This is a genomic window from Clostridium senegalense JC122 (genome assembly GCF_000285575.1).
Taxonomy (GTDB): Bacteria; Bacillota; Clostridia; order Clostridiales; family Clostridiaceae; genus Clostridium_J; species Clostridium_J senegalense.
On the sequence record NZ_HE611054.1, the window covers coordinates 148,471 to 169,749 of the forward strand.

The window sequence follows — 21,279 nt, forward strand, 5'->3', positions numbered from 1 at the left end:
TGGAGGTTTTTATTATGTTGTATATGTTAAATTTTAACGAAAAGGAAGCTTTAGAATTAAATGTGAACTTAGATGATATTTTAATTTTAAGTTATCTTAAGGAAAACTATAAAAACTTTATATGTAAAACTTTTAATAATACTAACTTTTATTGGGTTAATTATGAAAATATTATTTGCACTTTGCCTATTCTTAATATAAAAAAAGATACTCTTTATAGAAAACTGAAAAAGCTTTGTAGTAATAATATTTTGATTCATAAAGTTGTTAGAGGTGGTGGCACTTATTCTTTTTATGCTTTTGGAGATAATTTTTATAAAATTTTCGATACTAATTCTAATAAAAATATTAATAATCACATGGAAGATACTGTAAATGATAATATTTTAAAATTAAATATTAATCCTATATCTTCGGATTTAAATTCAACAGCTACCCAAAATTTATCCAATAATACGGATTTTGATTCTAGCTCTAACGGATTATTTTTAAACCTATCCAAAGATAAATCCGAACTAGTTGGAATTTTTAAAGAGCTCTTCGAAAATAACTCCTTAACAAAAGATATATATAATATATTAAATAACATAACTATGTTATTTAATAATATAAAATCTATAAATAGATTTTATAATTGTAGTAATAGTAATAATAACAATAATATTAATTATAGTTTAGATATGGATTTTAATTCTACTAATAGTGAAATTTATTCCTACTATAGCGAATCTGGCTTTGGTATTTTAAACAAAACTGTTATAAAACTTTTAGATAAACTTATAGATGAAAATAATATTACTGATGTAAAAGATGCTATGACAGAAGCAGTAAAGAAAGGTAATACTAATATTGGCTATGTAGAGGGTATACTTAGAAATTGGAAAAATAAAACTAAAAAAACTGCATGTAATATATCATCTAAGGCTAATTTTTCTTCATCCAAATCTAAAGATAACTTTAATAATTTTAAGCAAAGAAACTATGATTTTGATGAGCTTGAAAAGGATCTTTTAGCTCATAGTGATGATGTTTTTGAAACTATGGCTACTAATTGTAACACTTCTTTTAATTTTTAATTATAATATATTAACATTAATTTTAAAGGATGTGTATTCCTTGAACTTATTCAATGTTTTTTAATTTTTTATCAATTTTAAACTTAATTTTGTTATTTAAAATTGATTCTATTAAAAGCACCGCTATTTCAGTATTTTTATTTTCATTATTTTCTATAATAGGTGCTATTATGTTTTCTTTTGGATTTAATATATTCTTTTTTGATAATATAGATAATAATAATTTTATAGGTTTATTTTTTATGTATTTACTTCCAGTAATCTATGTTTATACAAAATCTAAGCTTATTAAACTCACTAAATTTACTAAGACAAAATAAAATAAATATATATTACAATCATATAACAATAACAAAATGGACAGGCACAGATAACTTAACTCCTGTCCTTCTTGTTACTGATGCACACTATGAAAATATTACATGTTTTTAGTTAAAAGTTATTGTTAAACCTTGTTCTGCTAACAAAATTTAAGTAAGCAATTACCAAAATTTCAATTCCATCACAAATGGGACAGGCACGGTAAAGTTTATTTACTTCGCTTAAAATTACATGCTCTCCTAGCTTTGTACTTCTTAGCTAATAAATCAAAGCCAGTCCCTAGCAATCCAAAGAAACTGGAATCCAGTTTCAACCTAAATTGTCAATTGTCCTTTATCAAATGTCAATTTTTTAAACTACTTATCTCAACTAACCAATCAATTTTCTAAATTCTACCTACATCACAAGAGGGACTTTATCGATTAAGATTTAATAATTAATAGTTATGGTTATTACTACTCACTTTGTTCCTAGTAATACTAAACGTAATTTTATATAAATTAAAAAGAAAGTGGTTACCACTTTCCTCCTAAACTTTTAACTATTAACTATTAACTATCTTAAGGACCGGCTTTGATTACTTTAGGTTTTATTGATAATCTTTCGATTTCACTGTAAAAATAACTTATGGAAAATATACTTTGGTACGCCTGTCCTTCTTGTTACGGCTGTAAACTTTGAATATAACTTTATTTAATTTAATATCATAAACTCACAATTTACTCCCTTTAATTCAAAAGAAACTGGAATCCAGTTTCAACCAACATTGTCAAATGTCAATTGTCCATTGTCAATTATATAATGTTCTTAACTCTTAACTATTTTAAGGGACTGGCTAACTATAGTTGTGCTTATCTTTTATTATTCCTATGGCTTTACCTATTATCATAGCATCTTCATCTACCACTTCAATAGGTTCATATTTCTCGTTTTCTGGCATTAAAAATACTTTGCCATCCTTTATATTTAACCTTTTTAATGTTGCATTCCCATTTAAATCTACTGCAACAATATCATTGTTATTAGCATTATACTGTTTTCTTATAAGTACATAGTCACCATCATCTATATTGGCATTGATCATACTATTTCCCTTTACCTTTAGTATAAAAGAACCTTCGGCACCTTTTAACCAATACTTTGGCATTTTAAATGCTCCTTCAAAAGTGTCATTTATCATAATTGGTTCTCCTGCTGCTATATCATTGTATATAGGTATATCTAACAGCTCGTCCTCTAATAAAACTTCACCTTTGCCATTAGGATCTAATATAAAATTTCCCTCACTACTTGTATCTTTGGCAAAATCAAATTCTATATTATGCCTAATATCTAAAAATTTATAACTCTCCATAAATAAATTATTTTCTTCCTCCCTTTTAATCTCACATAGCTGCTCTTGCTTTTTCGGTATGAATTTTTCTTTTAATATAAAAGTTTTTACATTCTTATATTCTTTAAATAGATTCTTTATATTTATGCCTTCATATCCTAAGGAGTTTTCTATGGATTTATCTTTATTATTAAAGGTAAGTATTATATTTGAGTAATCTTTTATATCCATAGATTCTAATAATGTGTCTAATTGCAATTTGCTAAATTTATTAATTTCATCTAATACTAAATGTGTATAATTTGTTCCTTTTACTTTATTAGTTAAAATAGAAGTTTCATCAGAGATTTTATTTTCTTTTAAAGCTAAATAATACATTTCCATTAACTCATATATAATTTTTCTAGTAACAGAATTTCTAGGTAATGATTTTGGAGCTAAACATTCTATTTTACGTCCACGTCTTATTAATTTTTGATAATCTTCTAATTGATTTATATTTCTATTTTTTATGTATTTAAACTCACTTAAAAAGAACTCATCATACTGCTTTTTTAATATTTTTGACCTTTTATTGCTATTTTTTAATGTTCCCATGCAATCATATAATAGTTTGTAATGTACACTTTTACTTATTTTATTGCTATCAAATTCGCCATAGTTTTTCTTTATAAATTCATCAAAGGTCATAATGTCAACTTTATTTTGTATATATGAAAATAAACTTATCATATTTTTATTTTCAAGATACTTATAATATTTTAAAATAGCATCATTTTTTTCTTCCTCGTTACTTACTATCATTAATATATCGTCATTTTCATATAAACAGTAATTATCTTTTAAATATAATATTCTATTTATTGCTGTAGTTGTTTTTCCTGTTAAGTTTTCCCCTTTTATAATAAGTACCCCACTAAATTTTGAACTTATTATATTTCTTTGTTTTTTAGAAATCAAAATAACACCCCCTTTGTTATATTTTTCTATTATCTTTTACTTAATATTATAATGTTTTTAATTAATTTATCTAGTCATCTTTCTTACAAGTGTTGATGTCCATATAGCTATCATGAGAACACCAAACATTATTTCCGTATTAGCTATTATTATACTTATAGTTCCTTCTGGAGTTATATTTCCATAACCTACAGTAGCAAAAGTTACTAAACTAAAATGAAAACAATATAAAAAATCAGTTAAAAAACTTTTACTAAAAACATTATTTAAGTTATATTGAATAACTTTATCTTCTATTCTTACCCCGCCAAATAAATATAATATTGAACATATTAAAACTATAATAAGCGAAAAACTAAAGGCTCTAAATGGCTTTTCTCCATACCCACAAACCCAATATGATGCGAAAGATTTTAGTTTTCTCCAACCCTTTAATGTTTTATGGTCTGCTTTTTTACTTTCATAAAAACAATAACCATACTTATCACCTAAATCATTTTTTAGATATTGGTTAGCAAAGGCTAAATAACTATTAGATATTTCATTATAAAATTCAGGTCTTCCTTTGTTAAAAAAATCAATAATATTATAATTAAAACCACCTACATATGAAGCTAAATTTAACCTACTATTTTTTCTATTATTTATAAATTGTATATCAAATCTTTTTCTAGTTCCTTTTATTAAACAATTAGTTAAAATACATTCATCTATAAATTTAACTTTTTCATAGGAGTTTTTAACTAGATTACATTGCCCTAAAAAAGTATCTTTGAATGCAATAGTTTTTAAATAAGATTTTCTTATAATTATATTTTTCAAATTACAATTACTAAAATTCAAATTTATTAACTCAGTATTATAAATACCTAAAATAGAATTGCTAGCTATACTACAATTAGTAAAGGTACAAAATTGAAAAGTGCATTTTTCAAAAATAACATTTTCAAATCTCACATTCTTAAAATCTATATTTAAAAACGTACAACGCCTATATTTAATTCCTGTAAAATCTAAATTCTCTTTTCTTTCTTTTTTAAACTCCTTTAATTCTATTACACCATTTTCTGCAATAAGAACTCTTTTCTTACCAATTTTCATATATCTAAACCCTTTCAATTCCTTTAAGTATGTTTAAATAAACACTTCTATTGATATACTTCTACTCCCACTATGACTAGATTTCATATCCTTGTTTTATGACAAATATACTCTGAATCCTTCACTTTTCATTTTTTATATTATTTACTATAGTTTTAAAATAAATGTTAATAAACTAAAAAAGAGTATTTATCATTACGGTAAATACTCTTTTTAGATTACCTCTACTTTTTTATAAAGTAAGAAGTTTTCCAAGTCCAATCACTCTACATCCTTTTTTGATTAAAAGATGGCTAAAACTTTAATCTATTGATATAGCGCTTGTTGGACATCCTTCTGCTGCTTCTTTTGCAGAATCTTCTGCTCCATTTGGAACTTCATCTACAGTAGCATGTGCTTTTCCATCATCGCCCATTTCAAAAACTTCTGGACATGTAGCTGGACATAATCCACATCCTATACATTCATCTTGATTTACTACTGGTTTCATAAAAAATCCTCCTATTAAAGCCCATAAAATAATAAGTCTTTATTCATTCTCAGTTATAATAACCATTTTCAATTTTTTTTATTCGTTTAATGATATTGCACTTACTGGACAACCATCTCTAGCTTCCACTGCTGCATCTATAGAATCTTCTGGTACAGAATCTACTATAGATTCTGACTTACCATCGCTTCCAAAATCAAAAACTGATGGACATGTTGCAATACATAATCCACAACTAATACATGTGTCTTTATCAACTACTGCTTTCATCCAAATCGCCTCCTAAAATGTTCTTCTATAAATTTAGTTTGCACTTTTTATTGATAATTTATCCATATAACTTAATTACTATAAAGTTTATTTTTTTAAACTCTAAAAAATAATATTTCTATAACAAATGAAATTTTCACACCATCACAAGAGGGACTTTTGTAGTTAAGAGTTAAAAGTTAATAATTAATAGTTATTGTTATTACTACTCACTTTGTTCTTAGTAATACTAAACGTAATTTTATATAAATTTGCAAGGCAAATTATATTAATAGATTAAAAAGAAAGTGGTTACCACTTTCCTCCTAAACTCTTAATTCATAATCCTTAATCCTTAATTTAACTCTAGTTTTCTCCATCATTGTCAAATGTCAATTGTCCATTGTCAATTTTCTAAAAATCTATACCTCAACTAAGTATGCAATCGTTCAAAGTTTTGCCTCCATCACAAGAGGGACAGACGCGTAATTGGCTACTTTACTATACTTTAGACTTGATACTTTTGTTGATTTTAGTTTCTCTTCAATATTACTCGAAGTCGGTCCCGAACATCTACGCAGCAAAGCCGCTATTTTAGGACCGGCTTCGATTGCTTTAGGTTTTATTGATAATCTTTCAATTTCACTGTAAAAATAACTTATGGAAAATATGTTTTGGTACGCCTGTCCTTCTTGTTACGGCTGTAGATTTTGAATTTAAGTTTGTTTAGTTTAATATCATAAACTCAGAATTTACTCCCTTAAATTAAAAAGAAACTGGTAGTCCAGTTTCATCCTGAACTCTTAACTATTAACTCTTAACTTTTAACTATTTAAGGGGACTGGCTAACTTTTTTATTTATGGTAACTAAATTTAAATAGCTGATTTTTATTTTATGGAGCTACATTGCTCGTGCCTGTCCCATTTGTTACGGTGTTACACGTTGTTATTAACTTCTGCTTAGATTTTCAGTTTCAACCTCAAGTTTTACTCCATTAAAATTTAAAGAAACTGGACTAGTCCAGTTTCAACCATCATTGTCAAATGTCAATTGTCCATTGTCAATCCCTAACCCAATTGTCAACTCTTAACTCTTAACTAACTAAACTCTAGTTTTCTCCATCATTGTCCTTTGTCCTTTGTCAATTTTTTAAACTACTTATCTCAATTAACCAATCAATTTCCTAAGTTCTACTTCCATCACAAGAGGGACAGACGCGTAATTGGCTACTTTACTATACTTTAGACTTGATACTTTTGTTGATTTTAGTTTCTCTTCAATATTACTCGAAGTCGGTCCCGAACATCTACGCAGCAAAGCCGCTATTTTAGGACCGGCTTCGATTGCTTTAAGTTTTATTGATAATCTTTCAATTTCACTGTAAAAATAACTTATGGAAAATATACTTTGGTACGCCTGTCCTTCTTGTTACGGCTGTAAACCATGAATTTAACTTTGTTTAGTTTAATATCATAAACTCAGAATTTACTCCCTTAAATTAAAAAGAAACTGGTAATCCAGTTTCATCCATTATTATCAATTGTCCTTTGTACATTTTCCCAAACATTTATTACGCTTTTATACAAATTTTTTATAGGCTCTGTTAGATTAAATTGTTAATTTGCAACATAATAAAAGGGTAGTTCATACTAGATTACCCCTTTATTACAGCAAAATATATGATTAATTTAATGATTGTTCTAACTTATTTTATATGGATTTTTCTTTTTTGCGAAACAACAACACATATATATACCCCAAGTAATTATAAACACAAAAGAAAGTCCTTCACATAACCCCAATGTAAACTCTGTCAAGGAGTCTCTAAATATATGACTTAACGATAAAATTAAAAAGCCTAATGCAGAAATTAATAACATTATAAACTGGAATCTTTTATTCACTTTTCCCATCCCCCATTAATTTATTATCTATATCATAAAAAAGATTGAATTAATGCTAATATATTATAATTTAAAATCAAAATAAATTGTTACTATAGGCCTTAGATATCTATTTCAATTAGAACTTACATCTAAAACTTTGTCTTACTATTATACAAATTTTTTAAACAACTCTTTTTTACACTGTTTAAGTTTAGACATATCATGTTTTTCAGAATATATTCCTAAAAATATTAATGCAGATCCTATACCTACACATAGTCCTTTTATAAATTGAGGAATTATATTAACACAATTAAATATTAGAAACATACCATAAAACAATATTCCAAACCTTATGTAATTATTTAACTCTTTCATAACATCTACCCCTTACATGATTAATTATTTAATATTTTTTATTGTAATAAATCTTTAAACCAACCCTTACTACCCCTACAATGAATAAGGTCATTATTAAGGTAAAAAATACAATTTCATTATAAAAACCAGATACAATAATTCCCAAAGCTAATATAACTGTTATTATATTTATTGCCATTAAACTGCTCTTTAATAAAATTAACTTTTCACGTTCATCATTTTCTTTTATATATAACAATTTAAGTTTTTCCTTATTATTAAGAGCACCTCTAAATTTTATAATATTCATTATAAGTAATGTTTCTAATCCAAAAAACATACCAAATTGAACACCTTTAATAAAATCTGTTGAATGATTACTTGGTATTTTAGCATTTATCATTGTTAAAGTTATTATAACTGGTATAGTTATAGCTATTAATAATACGCACATTAATATTTTCTTTCTTAATACTTCATTATATCTCTCCATTTTACTAATCCCCCACCTCTGAAAAATCAAAAACCTCTTCAATTGCTAAATCAAAATATTTAGCTATTTTATACGCCAAAACTAAAGATGCAGTATACTTTTCACGTTCAATAGACGTAATAGTCTGCCTTGTAACACCTACAGCTAACGCAAGCTCCTCTTGCGTTACTTTCCTCTCCTTTCTTAACTGTGAAATTCTAGTTTTCATATTTTCACACCGCCTTATGTATTTTAATATTGTATAGTTAACTTTACATTTTTAGTATAGTTTGCTTTGCATTTAATGTCAAGTCAACTTTACATTTTTATATAATAAATTTTAAACATAAAAGGAGCTATTACTCCTCTAACCTTTAGTTAGTTTAGTAATAGCTCCATAATTAAACTATATATTCTTTATTATCATAACTTGTTCATTAGAATCTATCTCACCATTTATTTTAAAACCTATTTTTTCATAAAATTTTTGTGCAAATTTATTATTTAAATGAGTACTTAGTCTGATTTCATTGCAATTATATATATTTTTTACATGGTTTATAAGAGCCTTTATACATTGACTTCCATAACCCTTTCCCTGAAAGTCTTTATCTATCATAAATCTATCTATCCATACATTACCTATAGTTTTTTCCATACCATACATGGCATATCCAACTAATAAGTTATCACAATATAAGGCTACTGACTTCCATTCTGGTTCAAAACAACTTTGTGCTAAAGAGTAACTATTAGGCTCTATAAATTCCCTTTGATTCTCACCTACCCTAAGTTTTTCAACTTCTCTCCAGTTTTTTTGTGTTACATCTTTAATTTTTACACTCACAATTCCATCTCGCTTTCAAATCACAATATTATTATAGACTTTAATGCCTATATACTTTAAGTATACTCTTCTAAAGTTAAAAAAAGCATAAAACTTTAAAGTTTCATGCTTATAAATTTAATTTAAATATTATTTTTCCACTTCTAAATCTGGTGTTCCTGCCCATGCTACATATGAAGCATCATAATTTTTAGCATTATTGTATCCTGCTAATCTTAATACCATAGCCATATGTCCTGAACGTATTCCAGATGTACAGTAAGTTACTATTTCATCCTCTTTACTTATTCCGTTATCTGTCATTATTTTTTCTATTTCATCTTGTGACTTTAATGTTCCATCTTCATTGTATAAAGTGTTAAAATTAATGTTTATAGCTCCAGGTAAATGTCCTCCTCTAGCCTCACCATACTTTGTAGCACCTTCATACTCATCCTTTTCTCTTGTATCTATAATTTTAACTTTTCCTAAATTTTCTTTTAAGTGTTCTGTAGTTATATTTAAATCTTCTTTAAAACTATCAACTTTAACCTCTGCTGCAGTAGGTTTTACTTCTTCTTTAGAAGTTTCGTATTCTTTAGACTGCCAAAGATCAAATCCACCGTTTAGCATTTTAGCATTTTCTAAACCTGCATATCTTAAAGTCCATTGAACTCTTCCGTCTTCACCCCAGCTACCTTTAACACCATAAAGAACTATTGTTTTATCTTTTGCTAAACCAAATTCTGATAGCTTTTTAGAAAGTGCTTCTGCATCTAAAACATTGTTTTCGTCATTAGATAAGTCCTTCCAAACTATATTAATTGCATTTTTTATATGACCTTTTTTATAATCTTTAGATTCTCTACAATCAACAATAACTACATCTTTACTATCAATATTTTCTTTTAACCAATCTGCATCTACTATATAGTCTTCGTTTATGTATTTTTTTGCAGTTTCTTTTTTATCGTCTTCTTGTTTTTGCTCTTGAGCTGCATTATTTCCATCTTTTTTAGCTTCATTATTAGATGAACATCCTATAAATATAGATGATGCCATTACTACTGCACATAATAAAGCGACTATTTTTTTATTATTTCTTAACATTTTTATATTCCCCCTTAATAACTATATGGTTCCAAGTTGAATTTTCAAATTATCCATTCCAAAACTTGGATACCTAAAATAGTGATACATGCTCCAAATCACTTGAAATTCAACACTACCTTTTGCACAAAAATATTTTAAATTTATACATCAAATTTTTGTTATCAGTTAAGAGAAAATATAAATAAAACCTAAAGCAATCAAAGCTGGTACTAAAAAAGTACGTTTAGTATTATTAGGAATATAGTGAGTAATAATCACCACAACTATTAACTGTTCACTATTAACTCTTAACTAAAATACTCTGTTAGTTATTGATAAGATATTAATTTAAATTTTCTCATTTGATAAATGAATAAGTTTAAAATTTAATTTGAAACCCTATATCTCTAATAGTTCCATAGGATTTTAGCATATATATTTATCTTCTTTATACTAATTAATTTTAATATCCATCTTAAAAACCTACGTATTTTTATTTACCTTTATTCACCTCAATTCTACAAACAATAATTTTAAAACACAATTATTTTTATGTATTATTTAATTAAACTATAGAAACTTCATGTTCTATTTGTATTTTAAATATAAGAGTATCACATACCCTATGCTATAATACAGGTAGAATAGGTATGGAGGATTTTTTATGATTTCAGTTATAATTCCAACATTAAATGAAGAAAAAAACATTGAAAAATTACTTATAAAATTAAATAACATAAATTATCCTAAAGAAATTCTTATAGTAGATGGTGGTAGTAATGATAAAACTGCACTTATAGCATCTAAATATGGAAAAGTTTTAACATCCCCTAGAGGTCGATGTAATCAACTAAATTTTGGAGCAAAAAATGCAAAAGGTGATATTTTATGGTTTTTACACTGTGATTCTATAATTGATGATTATAGCTTTAATCATATAGAAAGAACAATTAAAGAAAACTTTATAGGTGGGTGTTTCTCACTTTATTTTTATGACTTTAAAACCATATTTTTAAAATATATTTCCTATACTTCAAATCTAAGAGCAAAATATCTAAAATTAATTTTTGGAGATCAAGGACTTTTTATAAGAAAAGATGTATTTTTCAAATTAGAAGGTTTTAAAAAAATGCCTATTATGGAGGATTGGGAGTTCTCTACAAGGCTAAAAAGAGAAGGAAAAACTAAAGTTTTAAAAACACCAATAGGTACCTCAGCTCGAAGATTTATAAATGGTGGCCAATTTAAAACCCATATTTTAATGCATAAAATAAAAATATTATATTTATTAGGAACTCCGCCAGATAAACTATCTAAAATATACAAAGATATAAGGTGATTTTAATGACTACGGATTTTTCATTAGATATAAAAAACTATTTAAATATTAATAATCTATACAGTAAAGTTGGATTAGACAAAAACTTTAAAGTTAAATTCCTAGCTCAAGGAGAATATAACATTAACTATATTTTATATGATAAAACTTTAAAATTAGTATTTAGAATTAATACTGCTAGCCAATTAAGATTGGATAACCAAATAGAATATGAATTTAACGCATTAAAACTTCTTGAAGGTTCTAATGTCACACCTAAACCAATATATGTAGATGGTTCTAGAAAAAACTTTCCTTTTGGAATACTTATAATGGAGTTTTTAAAAGGTAAACCCCTAAACTACTCTACTGACTTAATTAAAGCTTCAAATATTTTCAGTAAAATACATACTCTTAAAGTTCCTAAAAATCATGGATTTATAATAGAAACTAACATTCTACAAGACAGAATAAAAGAAGGAAATTGGCTTTTAGAAAGCTTTTTTAAAAGTGATATCCCTGACATAAAAATTAAAAATTTCTTTGAAAAATATATTAACTGGTGTGAAGATAATTTGCATCTTGAAAAATATTTCATAGAAAATCCTATTTTATCTATAAATAATACAGAAGTTAATTCACATAATTTTATAATTGGAGACGAAAACTATCTAATAGATTGGGAAAAACCTGTTTTGTCACATCCATGCCAAGACTTAACTCAATTTTTAGCTGATACAACTACTCTTTGGCGTAGTAATTACATTATAAGTGATATTAATAAGGATGACTTTTTAAAAGAATACTGTAATAAAAGTGGATTTAAATATAAAAATATAAAAGAATCTATAAATATTTATAATCCTTATTTATATTTAAGAGCATTAAGTTGGTGTGCTATGGCTTTTGTAAAATATCAAAGTGAAGATAAACTTATAAAAAATGAAGAGATTTTCTTGAAAATTAAAAGCTATTTAGATATAGATTTTATTTCAAAACTATTAAAACCATATTTTTCAGTAGATTAACAAATTAAGGGGGAATTGTAATGAAAAATGCTTATGTAATAATGTCTCGAATCCCTCTTAGTGGGAAAACTAAAACACGTTTAATGCCTTTTTTAAGTGGTGATGAATGTGCTAGCTTACATACTGCCTTTTTAAAAGATTTATTTAATATGAGTTATGAATTAAAAGATTGCTCAGATATATATTTAACTTATTTAAACGATGGTAATGTTGAAAATTTAATCCACATCGCTCCAAGTTTTATTGATTTTTATCCACAGAAAGGTAAATCTCTTGGGGAAAAGATGAATAACTCTATAAAGTTTTTACTTAACAAAGGTTATGAAAAAGTAGTTTTAACTGGCTGTGATATCCCTACTTTAAATAGCGAAATAATAAAAAATGCTTTTAAAGTATTAGACAGTAAAGATATTGTTATTGGGCCAACCTTCGACGGTGGCTACTATTTAATTGGATGTAAAAATTTTATTGATGATGTTCTGCTTTGTCCAATTCGTTGGAGCAATTTTGATGTATTTGAAAATACACTACAGATAATAAAAAATAATAATAAAAACTATGGTATTGTTGAAAAAATTAGTGATATAGATACCTTCGAAGATTTATTGTATTTCAAATCAACAGCAACAAAAGATAGCAATGCATTATCCTTTGTTGAAAAATTAAAAGTTGAGGAAAGGATTATTTATGAAAACAGAGTTTAAATCTAAAAAAACTATAAACACTTCTATATTTAAAACCTATAAAAGTGATTGCATTAATTGTAAAAAGTGCGTAAATATTTGTCCTTTTCTACAAGAATATATAAAATCACCTAAATCTTTTATAAATGATTTAGAAAATTCATCTATTGATATAAATCTTCCTTACTATTGTAGCTTATGTAGTTGTTGCAAACGAGTTTGCCCTAAAGACATAGATTTAGGACAACTTTTCTTTTTATTAAGAGAAGAAATAACAACTACTAATAACGGTAAAACACCTATTAAAGGTCATAAAGCTATGGATTTTCACCAAAACTTTAGTAATAACACTATTTTTAAAGGAGTTTATGGAAAGAAAAATACTAAAAAGTTTTTTATGCCTGGTTGTTCTTTAAATGGATATAGCCCTAATCTTTCACTTAAAACCTATAACTATTTAAAAGAAAAATTAGGAGATGTAGGACTTATACTAAATTGTTGTAACAAACCTACTAAAGACCTTGGCAAACGTGATTTGTTTGACAAACGTTTTTCTCAGTTTATAAGCTCTTTAAAAAAGTTTAACAATGATGATATTGAAATAATAACAGCTTGTCAATCTTGTTTTAGAGTTCTAAAAGATGAAACTAAAGATATAAAAATTACTTCTCTTTGGTCATTATTTAGTGAAATAGGTATTCCTAAAAAATCTATAGGAAAAGGCCTAGACTCCAATTTAACTTTCTCTATTAAAGATTCTTGCCAAGGACTAGATTACAAAGAAATTGGTGATGGAATTAGGTATGTAGTTGAAAGTCTAGGATATAATCTAAATTCTAAAGATGTTACTAATAATTGTTGTGGTTTAGGTGGTATTGTTCATTTAAGTAATCCAGTATTATCTAAAAAAACTAAAGACAATTGCATAAACTCACTTAATAGTGATGATGTAATAACTTATTGTGGTGGATGTCTTTCTGCTATAAATAACTCTGACAAAAATAGTTATCATATTTTAGAGTTAATTTTTGAAGATGAAGATACTCTTTTTGTTGATAGAAAAGTAAATATATCCGCTTTAAGCAGTTGGAAAAATAGATATAAAATAAAAAAGGACTTGGTTAAGGAGGATTTACATCTTGAAAAAAAATAAATATGTTAAAATTATTTCCTTTATTGGACTTTTAATAATTTGCTACTTTCTTTTTACTAATACGGAATTTTTAAGAAAAGCTTCTCCGCAGCAGTTAAAAGACTTTATAGAATCCTTTGGGAAATTAGGACCAATAATTTATATTATTTTATTTACCTTTGTTCCACTTACATTTTTTCCTGATGCAATACTAGCTGTTGCAGGTGGCATGGCTTTTGGAGTAGTTAAAGGTAGTATATACACAATTATTGGTGCTGTTTTTGGAGGGAGCCTTGCATTTTTTATAGCCTCTTATTTTGGTAAAGATTTAATTTTAAAATTAACTAAAAATAAACATAGCTTTAATTTTTTATCAAAAGGGCATAGAGAATTTTTTACTGTATTAATTTTAAGGCTTATACCTTTAATCCCTTTCGATATAATAAGTTATGGCGCTGGACTTACAGGTATTAAATTTAAAAATTTTTTACTCGCAACAATTATAGGCATAATTCCAGGAGTAGTTGTATTTTCAAATCTTGGTGATAAAGCCTTAGATTTTAAATCACCAGAATTTATCTTTGCAATATTTATGCTTATATTACTTTTTGGTATATCTTTTATACTAAAAAATAAACTTCAAAAATCAAAAGAAATTAAGAACTCTTAATTATAAATTTATAAAGGGGGTAACCACATGAAAAAATCTACAATTTATAAATTATCGGTACTAGTAATTTTAATACTTATATATTTTTTAGTACCAACAGTTAGAGAAAACTTAAACTATGTTGTAACTTTATTAGCTACTCTTAACATAGTAGAATTGAAAGAATATATTATTTCCTTTGGTGCATGGGGACCAATAGTGTCTATACTACTTATGATGTTCCAATCAATAGCAGCTCCTCTACCTGCCTTTGTTATTACTTTTGCTAACGCATATGTTTTTGGTTGGGCATTTGGTGCTTTTATTTCTTGGACTGGTGCTATGCTTGGAGCAGTAATGTGTTTTTACATAACTAGAATTTATGGTAGACCTGCTGCTGAAAAATTTGCTTCATCAAAACTTCTTGATAAAACAGATAACTTTTTTGATGAATATGGTAACTACGCAATATTAATAGCTCGTCTTTTACCATTTATATCTTTTGATGTAGTTAGTTATGCTGCCGGTCTTACTAGCATGGGCCTTTGGTCTTTTTTCTGGGCTACTGGACTTGGACAACTTCCTGCTACAATAGTCTACTCAATGCTTGGCGAAAATATAGATCAAGGTTCAAAGTTTTTCCTTGGAATAATAACTGGTGTAATAGCATTAGTTGCTTTAGGACTAGCTATAAAGAAATTTGCTTCTAATAAAAATGCTAAGAAAAAATTGACTTAAATAGATTGAAAGGACTACTTATGAAAAGAATAATTTTTGATTGTGATAACACTATGGGCGTACCTAATTGTGATGTAGATGATGGGCTAACTCTTTTATATCTTTTAGGTAAAGATGATATATACCTTGAAGGGGTTACCTTAACTTATGGAAATAACTCTTTAGATGTAGTTTATGATACTACTTTAAGCCTAATTAAAGATTTAAATTTAAATATATCAATTTATAAAGGTAGTGAAGACAAAAATAATAGAATTAGTGATGCTAGTAAGTTTTTAGCCCATACTGTAAAGAGTAATCCTAAAGAAATTATAGTACTGGCTACTGGCGCATTAACTAATATATATGGTGCATATCTTTATGACAATAGTTTTTTTGATAATGTAAAGGAAATTGTTCTTATGGGTGGAATTACAAAACCTTTAATTATATCAGGTCATAAAGTTAATGAACTTAACTTTTCTTGTGACCCTGAAGCATCTAGTAAGGTTATAAACTCTTCATCTAAGATATCTATACTTAATGGCCACACTACTATGGAAGCATTGTTTGGACCTTGTGAATTAGAAAAAATTAAAACTAGTCCTAATAAGGTTCTTAATTACATTTATGATAAAATACTTCCTTGGTGTAACCTTAATGAATCTTTAACTGGATTTAATGGTTTTTGTAACTGGGATGTAGCTGCAGCTATTTATATAACTAATCCAGAGCTTTTTAAAGATGAAATTGTTACTATAAATAGTAATTCATCAGATCTTGCTACAGGATGTTTAAAACTTGATAGCTATGGTAAAAAAGTAAATATGCCATCTTCCATACTAGATCTTAAAACTTTTAATGAAACATTCATAGAATCACTACTTAAACTTGATGCAAATTTAAATAATTAAAAATTAGCTAAAAAACCACATCTTTTACTTTAAAGATGTGGTTTTTAATTTAATTACTAAATTTTATATTTCTCTATAGTTCTTTGAAAGTTTAATGAGTTTATTAAAAATAATAATCCTGAAATAAATAGTGCAAAGCCTAATCCTATATAAAAATCTCCTACATATACAGGGTTAAATACACCTATACTTCTTACACCTACACCTAATGAAATCATGAATCCCATTATTATATAACTTTTAAAATCAAAGAATGAAAATGCACAATGCTTTTCTAAACTACTATTTATAATTCTTTTAGTGTGTTTTTTTAACATTTTACTAAATATAAATTTAAAAAACATAAAGAATATTACAGTTGCTATAATTAAACTTAATATGCCATAACCATTATTTATCTTTACATCATTTAATCCTATAGTTAATACTCTAAAACCTGCAAAACCCCAAACTATTCCAGCAATTAATAATAATATTTTTTTACTTACTCTTGGTGTTAATTTATCTAAATTTTTCATAAATGTCATCTCCTAATTAGAACATTAAAATTAAATTAGTTCCTATGCGAACTATTTTATATCTTTTTGTTCATACTGTCAACATGCAAAATTTTACTTAAAATTTAAAAAAATTATATAAAAATAAAGTCATTTCAATACCATATTTTTTGAAATGACTTTGCTTTTATCTATATTTTTAGATTAAAAACTGTAATTTGTGGCACATTAAAAAATCTAAAAGGAAACTTTGTATTTCCAAGTCCACTGTTAACATATAATTTTGTATTTTTTTCATTATCAAACTTATATATACCTTTAGTATAAGTTTCTGCTAAATAAGTCTTTTTTAACGGTCCATAAAAAGGTATATATACTTGTCCACCATGGCTATGTCCACTTAATGTTAAATCAATTGGATAATCTAAAAAGTCTTTTATAAGGTCAGGCTCATGTAATAGTAGTATATTAACATCTTTACTATTAATATTCATAACCGTATCTTCTGGGCTATAATTTCCTATTAAAGCATCATCTGCACCTAAAATATTTAAGTTAAAATTATCAAATTCAACTCTATCATTTTCATTTTTAAGTACTTTAAAACCTGCTTCATTCATAATGTCTTCATAATAATTTACTGCTCCTCCACCATAATCATGATTTCCATATACCGCATATTTTCCATAGTTTGCCTCTATATTACTTAGTACAGTTGCTATTTTATCTAAACTATCATATTGAGATGCATTATCTATTAAATCACCAGTAAAGACCACTATATCTGGATTTTCACCATTAATTTTTTCTACCGCTCGTCCAAGTTCATCTAAATCATAAAATTCCCCAAGTTGAGTATCTGTAAACTGAACAACTTTAAGCTCTGTTTTCCAATTATCATTTAAAACTATATCCTCTTTTTTCACAGTTAATAAAGTTCTTTCTATGTACGTAGCATATATTATCAACATAAAACTTAATATAGTAAAACCACCTATTATCTTACCTATTATTTTCAAAATATTTTCCTCCTAATAGTTTTAAAATAAATATTTATTATTACTATAAGTTTTTACTGTTACACTAATGTTACGAAAGGATATAACAATGGGTTGAAAATAATACTAAAAACTAAAATAAGAGCATCTAAATATTAGATACTCCTAACCCCTATTATTGAACAGGATTCTCATTATAAATTCCTTTTACTTTTCCCTCTTTAGTTTCCTCATTCATTATTAGTTTAAAATAATAATACTCTCCTTTATTTAATTTATCATAGTTTTCTTTGCTTATTTCAAATGTCCCTTCACTTATATATTCATCAGAGTCCATCTTAGGATTAAACATTTCAATATAAAACAATCCATCTTTGTCTAATTTATAAGCATAAGAATTTCTTGATTTTTTTGCATCTTCTATAGCTGTTATATCTTCCTTTTCTACAATTTTCACATTACCTGTAATACTCTCAGACATTTTTCCCGTGCCAAAAACCGTAAATAAGATTAAACCTAAAATTGCAATTAACACTAATACTATTATCCAAGTTCGTACTATTTTTTTGTCTTTTAAATCAGAAACCAACTTAATACCCCCTTAATAAAATATATAATTTCACTTTCGCTTCTGCCATTACACACTTAAGTATATTTTATAATATTATACTATATAATTTAATTTATGTTAATTATTGTAAAAAGCTTTAATTACTCCATTTAGTCATTAGTAATTAAAGCTTCTCTTTAAAATATTATATAAAATTCTATACTACCATCACTTGTTTCAAACCCAAATTTTAAATTATGATTCTCTAATATATCTTTTACAATTGATAAACCTAATCCTGTACCGGACAAGTCTTTGTTTCTAGACTTTTCAAGAACGTAAAAAGGTTTCCAAATGCTTTCTATGTCATTGCTACTATGATTTCTTATTCCATTTTTAATGGTTATTTTTATATCATCTTTACTTTTTATTAAACTAATCTCTATCTTCTTGTTATTAGTGTATTTTATAGCATTGGTTACTAAATTGTTTAGTACTATATCTATCTGTTCTTCATCTGCATATATATAATATTTCTCTTTTTCTTTAACATTCAATATTAACTCAATGTTGTTTTCTTCTATTATCAATTTATACTTTTTAATAATATCAACAACGCTATCTTTTAATGAAAATTTAGATTTATTAATAGGTTTTTTTTGAAGTTTTGCCCAATATAGAAGTCTATCTATTAACATACTCATGTTTTCTGTTTGTTTTTTAATTGTTTCTAAATAAGTTCCATCATCAAGTCCGTCTTCTATCCCTTGTGCATAGACATTAATTAAAGATAATGGCGTTTTTAATTCATGGGATATATCAGAAACTAATGCTTTAAGTCTTTCATTTTGAGAATTTATATCCTTATGTGCTTTTTCTAGACTTACACTCATAGAATTTATACTTGTTGCAAGTTCTCCGATTTCATCATTAGTTTCTATTTTTTCTGTTCTAAAATTTAAATTAGCTATATCTTTTGATAAGAGTTTTAATTTTTCTAATGGTCTTGTTATATGCTTTGAAAAAATAATAGCTAATATTATAGTTATAATTAATAAAAACATCATCAAATATGTATTAAATTTATTTACCATATTTACCGTTTCATCTAAATAAGGTAGTGAAATTCCTATTGCAAATACATAATCATTATGCAATATAAATTTTGATAAAAACTTATATTTTACCTTACCTTGATAATATATTTTGTTTATACTTCCTTCGCTTAACTGGTCCAGTGTATCTTTTGTAACCCAAAATTTATTTAACTTTATGCCTTTGCTTTCGAACTGTGATAATATATTCCCGTTAATGTCTTCAATATCTCTATCTAATGAGGAATATGCAATAGTAACATTGTTATCTTCTTCAATATACTGAATCTCATCTGCTTTTATAACATAACTACTACTTATTTCATTTTCTACTTTATCTAATATTTTTCTTTTTTCATGAATATAGTATTTACCAATAAAAAAATTGTTAATTAATATGGACGCTATAGTTACCAAAAATAATATTAGAGATATTCCAATTGAAAGTTTTTTGTTTATTTTAATTTTAATCCTCCTCCAAACTGTAGCCTAATCCTCTATAAGTTTTTACTATCTCATCGCCTACCTTTGATCTCAATCTACGTATATGAGTGTCTACAGTTCTATAGTCCCCTTCATAATCAATTCCCCAAACTAAATCTAAAAGTTTCTCTCTTGATAAAATTATTCCTTTATTTCTCATTAAACATACTAAAAGTTCAAATTCAATTTTTGTTAGATTTAAATGTTCATCATTCTTATAAACTTTTTTTGATTTTAAATTTATTTCTAAATCTTTAAATTTAACCCCTTCACTAAAATCTAATAATTTTTTAGCTCTTATAATTAATATCCTTGGATCAAAAGGTTTTTTTATGTATTCATCTGCTCCACAACTTAAAGCTTCTATTTCATCTTCATTTTGAACCTTTGCTGTTAACATTAAAACTTTAGTATCACTATTTTCCTTTATATATTTACATACTTCTATTCCATTAACTTGTGGCATCATCCAATCTAGTATAGCTAAATCCACTTTATTAGATGAAAGTAATTGTAAAGCAGACTCTCCATCATATGCCAAGATGGTTTCAAAACCTTCTTTCTTAAAATATGCGTCTAAAATTTTTACCATATCTTTCTCATCATCAGCTATTAATACTCTCAAAATTTTCTCCTCCCTTCACTTTTACATACGTTTCTTAAATAATTTAAAATGAAAACCTACTTCACTACATAGAGATACAATATCATATTTAGTTAATAATTAAGAGTTAACAGTTAACAGTTTAGGATGAAAGTGACAACCACTTTCTTTGAAATTTAAAGGAGTAAAACTTAAGCTTAGAAGAAAAGTTTTAAAAAAATTATTATCTAAGTTTATCTCCATAACAAGAAGGACAGGCGTAACAAAATATATTTTCCATAAGTTAAATTTCATTGAAACCATAAGGTTATCAATAAAATTTAAAGTAATCAAAGCCGGTCCTAAAAAATATGTTTAGTATTAACTCTTAACTAAAGTAAGCTTTTAACTAAAAAAACTATTAATTAAAATACTAAAAGTATAGCTACTTATTAAATTTAAAGCA

General features: G+C 26.1%; 26 protein-coding genes. 9 read left to right on the forward strand and 17 right to left on the reverse strand.

The window, feature by feature from the left end; genetic code table 11:
• The first annotated feature begins 14 nt into the window (after positions 1–14).
• Positions 15–1,076, forward strand: a complete 1,062-nt coding sequence (locus CSGHG_RS16705) for a DnaD domain protein (RefSeq protein WP_010297955.1) — start codon at positions 15–17, stop codon at positions 1,074–1,076.
• Positions 1,077–2,232: 1,156 nt separating this feature from the next.
• Here the strand turns inward: CSGHG_RS16705 and lexA are convergent.
• From lexA to CSGHG_RS16760, 12 genes are all read right to left on the reverse strand, one after another.
• Positions 2,233–3,690, reverse strand: coding sequence for a transcriptional repressor LexA (gene lexA, locus CSGHG_RS16715; protein ID WP_010297961.1), 1,458 nt, complete (start codon positions 3,688–3,690; stop codon positions 2,233–2,235).
• Between the two features lie 66 nt (positions 3,691–3,756).
• Positions 3,757–4,791, reverse strand: coding sequence for an ion channel (locus tag CSGHG_RS22170; RefSeq protein ID WP_010297965.1), 1,035 nt, complete (start codon positions 4,789–4,791; stop codon positions 3,757–3,759).
• A gap of 301 nt (positions 4,792–5,092) precedes the next feature.
• The gene (locus CSGHG_RS16725) at positions 5,093–5,281 is read right to left on the reverse strand and encodes a ferredoxin (RefSeq protein ID WP_010297970.1); all 189 of its coding nucleotides are present in this window, start codon (positions 5,279–5,281) and stop codon (positions 5,093–5,095) included.
• 78 nt (positions 5,282–5,359) lie between these two features.
• On the reverse strand, positions 5,360–5,551 hold the full coding sequence (locus CSGHG_RS16730; RefSeq protein WP_010297973.1) for a ferredoxin: 192 nt from the start codon (positions 5,549–5,551) through the stop codon (positions 5,360–5,362).
• Between the two features lie 428 nt (positions 5,552–5,979).
• Positions 5,980–6,114, reverse strand: coding sequence for a hypothetical protein (locus CSGHG_RS24730; protein ID WP_268869873.1), 135 nt, complete (start codon positions 6,112–6,114; stop codon positions 5,980–5,982).
• Between the two features lie 584 nt (positions 6,115–6,698).
• Positions 6,699–6,848 (reverse strand): hypothetical protein, encoded by a 150-nt coding sequence (locus tag CSGHG_RS24460; RefSeq protein WP_235700170.1) that lies wholly within the window; start codon positions 6,846–6,848, stop codon positions 6,699–6,701.
• Between the two features lie 383 nt (positions 6,849–7,231).
• Entirely contained in the window at positions 7,232–7,435 is a 204-nt protein-coding gene (locus tag CSGHG_RS16735; protein WP_010297976.1) for a hypothetical protein, read from the reverse strand.
• 150 nt (positions 7,436–7,585) lie between these two features.
• A complete protein-coding gene (locus CSGHG_RS16740) occupies positions 7,586–7,795 on the reverse strand; it encodes a hypothetical protein (RefSeq protein WP_010297978.1) in 210 nt (69 codons plus the stop codon).
• 28 nt (positions 7,796–7,823) lie between these two features.
• Positions 7,824–8,270, reverse strand: a complete 447-nt coding sequence (locus CSGHG_RS16745) for a hypothetical protein (RefSeq protein WP_010297981.1) — start codon at positions 8,268–8,270, stop codon at positions 7,824–7,826.
• 4 nt (positions 8,271–8,274) lie between these two features.
• Positions 8,275–8,478, reverse strand: coding sequence for a helix-turn-helix transcriptional regulator (locus CSGHG_RS16750; protein ID WP_010297983.1), 204 nt, complete (start codon positions 8,476–8,478; stop codon positions 8,275–8,277).
• Between the two features lie 177 nt (positions 8,479–8,655).
• Positions 8,656–9,096 carry a GNAT family N-acetyltransferase gene (locus CSGHG_RS16755; RefSeq protein ID WP_010297987.1) on the reverse strand — a complete coding sequence of 147 codons (441 nt, stop codon included), beginning with the start codon at positions 9,094–9,096 and terminating at the stop codon, positions 8,656–8,658.
• 129 nt (positions 9,097–9,225) lie between these two features.
• Complete coding sequence (locus CSGHG_RS16760) at positions 9,226–10,185, reverse strand: sulfurtransferase (RefSeq protein ID WP_010297990.1); 960 nt, start codon at positions 10,183–10,185, stop codon at positions 9,226–9,228.
• A gap of 646 nt (positions 10,186–10,831) precedes the next feature.
• Between CSGHG_RS16760 and CSGHG_RS16765 the strand changes: the two genes are divergently transcribed.
• The 7 genes from CSGHG_RS16765 to CSGHG_RS16795 are packed head-to-tail and all read left to right on the forward strand — an operon-like array spanning position 10,832 to position 16,608.
• Positions 10,832–11,506, forward strand: a complete 675-nt coding sequence (locus tag CSGHG_RS16765) for a TIGR04283 family arsenosugar biosynthesis glycosyltransferase (RefSeq protein ID WP_010297993.1) — start codon at positions 10,832–10,834, stop codon at positions 11,504–11,506.
• Positions 11,507–11,511: 5 nt separating this feature from the next.
• Complete coding sequence (locus CSGHG_RS16770) at positions 11,512–12,513, forward strand: phosphotransferase (RefSeq protein WP_010297994.1); 1,002 nt, start codon at positions 11,512–11,514, stop codon at positions 12,511–12,513.
• A gap of 20 nt (positions 12,514–12,533) precedes the next feature.
• The gene (locus tag CSGHG_RS21250) at positions 12,534–13,217 is read left to right on the forward strand and encodes a TIGR04282 family arsenosugar biosynthesis glycosyltransferase (RefSeq protein WP_010297997.1); all 684 of its coding nucleotides are present in this window, start codon (positions 12,534–12,536) and stop codon (positions 13,215–13,217) included.
• Positions 13,201–14,349 carry a heterodisulfide reductase-related iron-sulfur binding cluster gene (locus tag CSGHG_RS16780; protein WP_010297998.1) on the forward strand — a complete coding sequence of 383 codons (1,149 nt, stop codon included), beginning with the start codon at positions 13,201–13,203 and terminating at the stop codon, positions 14,347–14,349. The genes CSGHG_RS21250 and CSGHG_RS16780 overlap by 17 nt, the downstream gene beginning before the upstream one ends.
• On the forward strand, positions 14,336–14,998 hold the full coding sequence (locus CSGHG_RS16785; protein ID WP_010298004.1) for a TVP38/TMEM64 family protein: 663 nt from the start codon (positions 14,336–14,338) through the stop codon (positions 14,996–14,998). The genes CSGHG_RS16780 and CSGHG_RS16785 overlap by 14 nt, the downstream gene beginning before the upstream one ends.
• A gap of 27 nt (positions 14,999–15,025) precedes the next feature.
• Complete coding sequence (locus CSGHG_RS16790; RefSeq protein WP_010298006.1) at positions 15,026–15,715, forward strand: TVP38/TMEM64 family protein; 690 nt, start codon at positions 15,026–15,028, stop codon at positions 15,713–15,715.
• A 20-nt stretch (positions 15,716–15,735) separates the two neighbouring features.
• Positions 15,736–16,608, forward strand: coding sequence for a nucleoside hydrolase (locus CSGHG_RS16795; RefSeq protein ID WP_010298008.1), 873 nt, complete (start codon positions 15,736–15,738; stop codon positions 16,606–16,608).
• A 56-nt stretch (positions 16,609–16,664) separates the two neighbouring features.
• Here the strand turns inward: CSGHG_RS16795 and CSGHG_RS16800 are convergent, their stop codons facing one another.
• From CSGHG_RS16800 to CSGHG_RS16820, 5 genes are all read right to left on the reverse strand, one after another.
• The gene (locus CSGHG_RS16800) at positions 16,665–17,126 is read right to left on the reverse strand and encodes a hypothetical protein (protein ID WP_010298011.1); all 462 of its coding nucleotides are present in this window, start codon (positions 17,124–17,126) and stop codon (positions 16,665–16,667) included.
• Between the two features lie 170 nt (positions 17,127–17,296).
• The gene (locus tag CSGHG_RS16805) at positions 17,297–18,124 is read right to left on the reverse strand and encodes a metallophosphoesterase (RefSeq protein WP_010298014.1); all 828 of its coding nucleotides are present in this window, start codon (positions 18,122–18,124) and stop codon (positions 17,297–17,299) included.
• Positions 18,125–18,278: 154 nt separating this feature from the next.
• Positions 18,279–18,692, reverse strand: a complete 414-nt coding sequence (locus CSGHG_RS16810) for a PNPOx family protein (RefSeq protein WP_010298018.1) — start codon at positions 18,690–18,692, stop codon at positions 18,279–18,281.
• 158 nt (positions 18,693–18,850) lie between these two features.
• Positions 18,851–20,164 (reverse strand): sensor histidine kinase, encoded by a 1,314-nt coding sequence (locus CSGHG_RS16815; protein ID WP_010298021.1) that lies wholly within the window; start codon positions 20,162–20,164, stop codon positions 18,851–18,853.
• Positions 20,165–20,213: 49 nt separating this feature from the next.
• Complete coding sequence (locus CSGHG_RS16820; protein WP_010298024.1) at positions 20,214–20,855, reverse strand: response regulator transcription factor; 642 nt, start codon at positions 20,853–20,855, stop codon at positions 20,214–20,216.
• 148 nt (positions 20,856–21,003) lie between these two features.
• Between CSGHG_RS16820 and CSGHG_RS23970 the strand changes: the two genes are divergently transcribed.
• Positions 21,004–21,192 carry a hypothetical protein gene (locus CSGHG_RS23970; RefSeq protein WP_010298028.1) on the forward strand — a complete coding sequence of 63 codons (189 nt, stop codon included), beginning with the start codon at positions 21,004–21,006 and terminating at the stop codon, positions 21,190–21,192.
• Positions 21,193–21,279 lie beyond the last annotated feature (87 nt).

Coding starts and splice junctions, on each gene's coding strand:
- CSGHG_RS16705 (WP_010297955.1), top strand. CDS start 15: ATGTTGTATATGTTAAATTTTAACGAAAAGGAAGCTTTAGAATTAAAT.
- CSGHG_RS22170 (WP_010297965.1), bottom strand. CDS start 4,791: ATGAAAATTGGTAAGAAAAGAGTTCTTATTGCAGAAAATGGTGTAATA.
- CSGHG_RS16725 (WP_010297970.1), bottom strand. CDS start 5,281: ATGAAACCAGTAGTAAATCAAGATGAATGTATAGGATGTGGATTATGT.
- CSGHG_RS16730 (WP_010297973.1), bottom strand. CDS start 5,551: ATGAAAGCAGTAGTTGATAAAGACACATGTATTAGTTGTGGATTATGT.
- CSGHG_RS16740 (WP_010297978.1), bottom strand. CDS start 7,795: ATGAAAGAGTTAAATAATTACATAAGGTTTGGAATATTGTTTTATGGT.
- CSGHG_RS16745 (WP_010297981.1), bottom strand. CDS start 8,270: ATGGAGAGATATAATGAAGTATTAAGAAAGAAAATATTAATGTGCGTA.
- CSGHG_RS16750 (WP_010297983.1), bottom strand. CDS start 8,478: ATGAAAACTAGAATTTCACAGTTAAGAAAGGAGAGGAAAGTAACGCAA.
- CSGHG_RS16760 (WP_010297990.1), bottom strand. CDS start 10,185: ATGTTAAGAAATAATAAAAAAATAGTCGCTTTATTATGTGCAGTAGTA.
- CSGHG_RS16765 (WP_010297993.1), top strand. CDS start 10,832: ATGATTTCAGTTATAATTCCAACATTAAATGAAGAAAAAAACATTGAA.
- CSGHG_RS16770 (WP_010297994.1), top strand. CDS start 11,512: ATGACTACGGATTTTTCATTAGATATAAAAAACTATTTAAATATTAAT.
- CSGHG_RS21250 (WP_010297997.1), top strand. CDS start 12,534: ATGAAAAATGCTTATGTAATAATGTCTCGAATCCCTCTTAGTGGGAAA.
- CSGHG_RS16780 (WP_010297998.1), top strand. CDS start 13,201: ATGAAAACAGAGTTTAAATCTAAAAAAACTATAAACACTTCTATATTT.
- CSGHG_RS16790 (WP_010298006.1), top strand. CDS start 15,026: ATGAAAAAATCTACAATTTATAAATTATCGGTACTAGTAATTTTAATA.
- CSGHG_RS16795 (WP_010298008.1), top strand. CDS start 15,736: ATGAAAAGAATAATTTTTGATTGTGATAACACTATGGGCGTACCTAAT.
- CSGHG_RS16800 (WP_010298011.1), bottom strand. CDS start 17,126: ATGAAAAATTTAGATAAATTAACACCAAGAGTAAGTAAAAAAATATTA.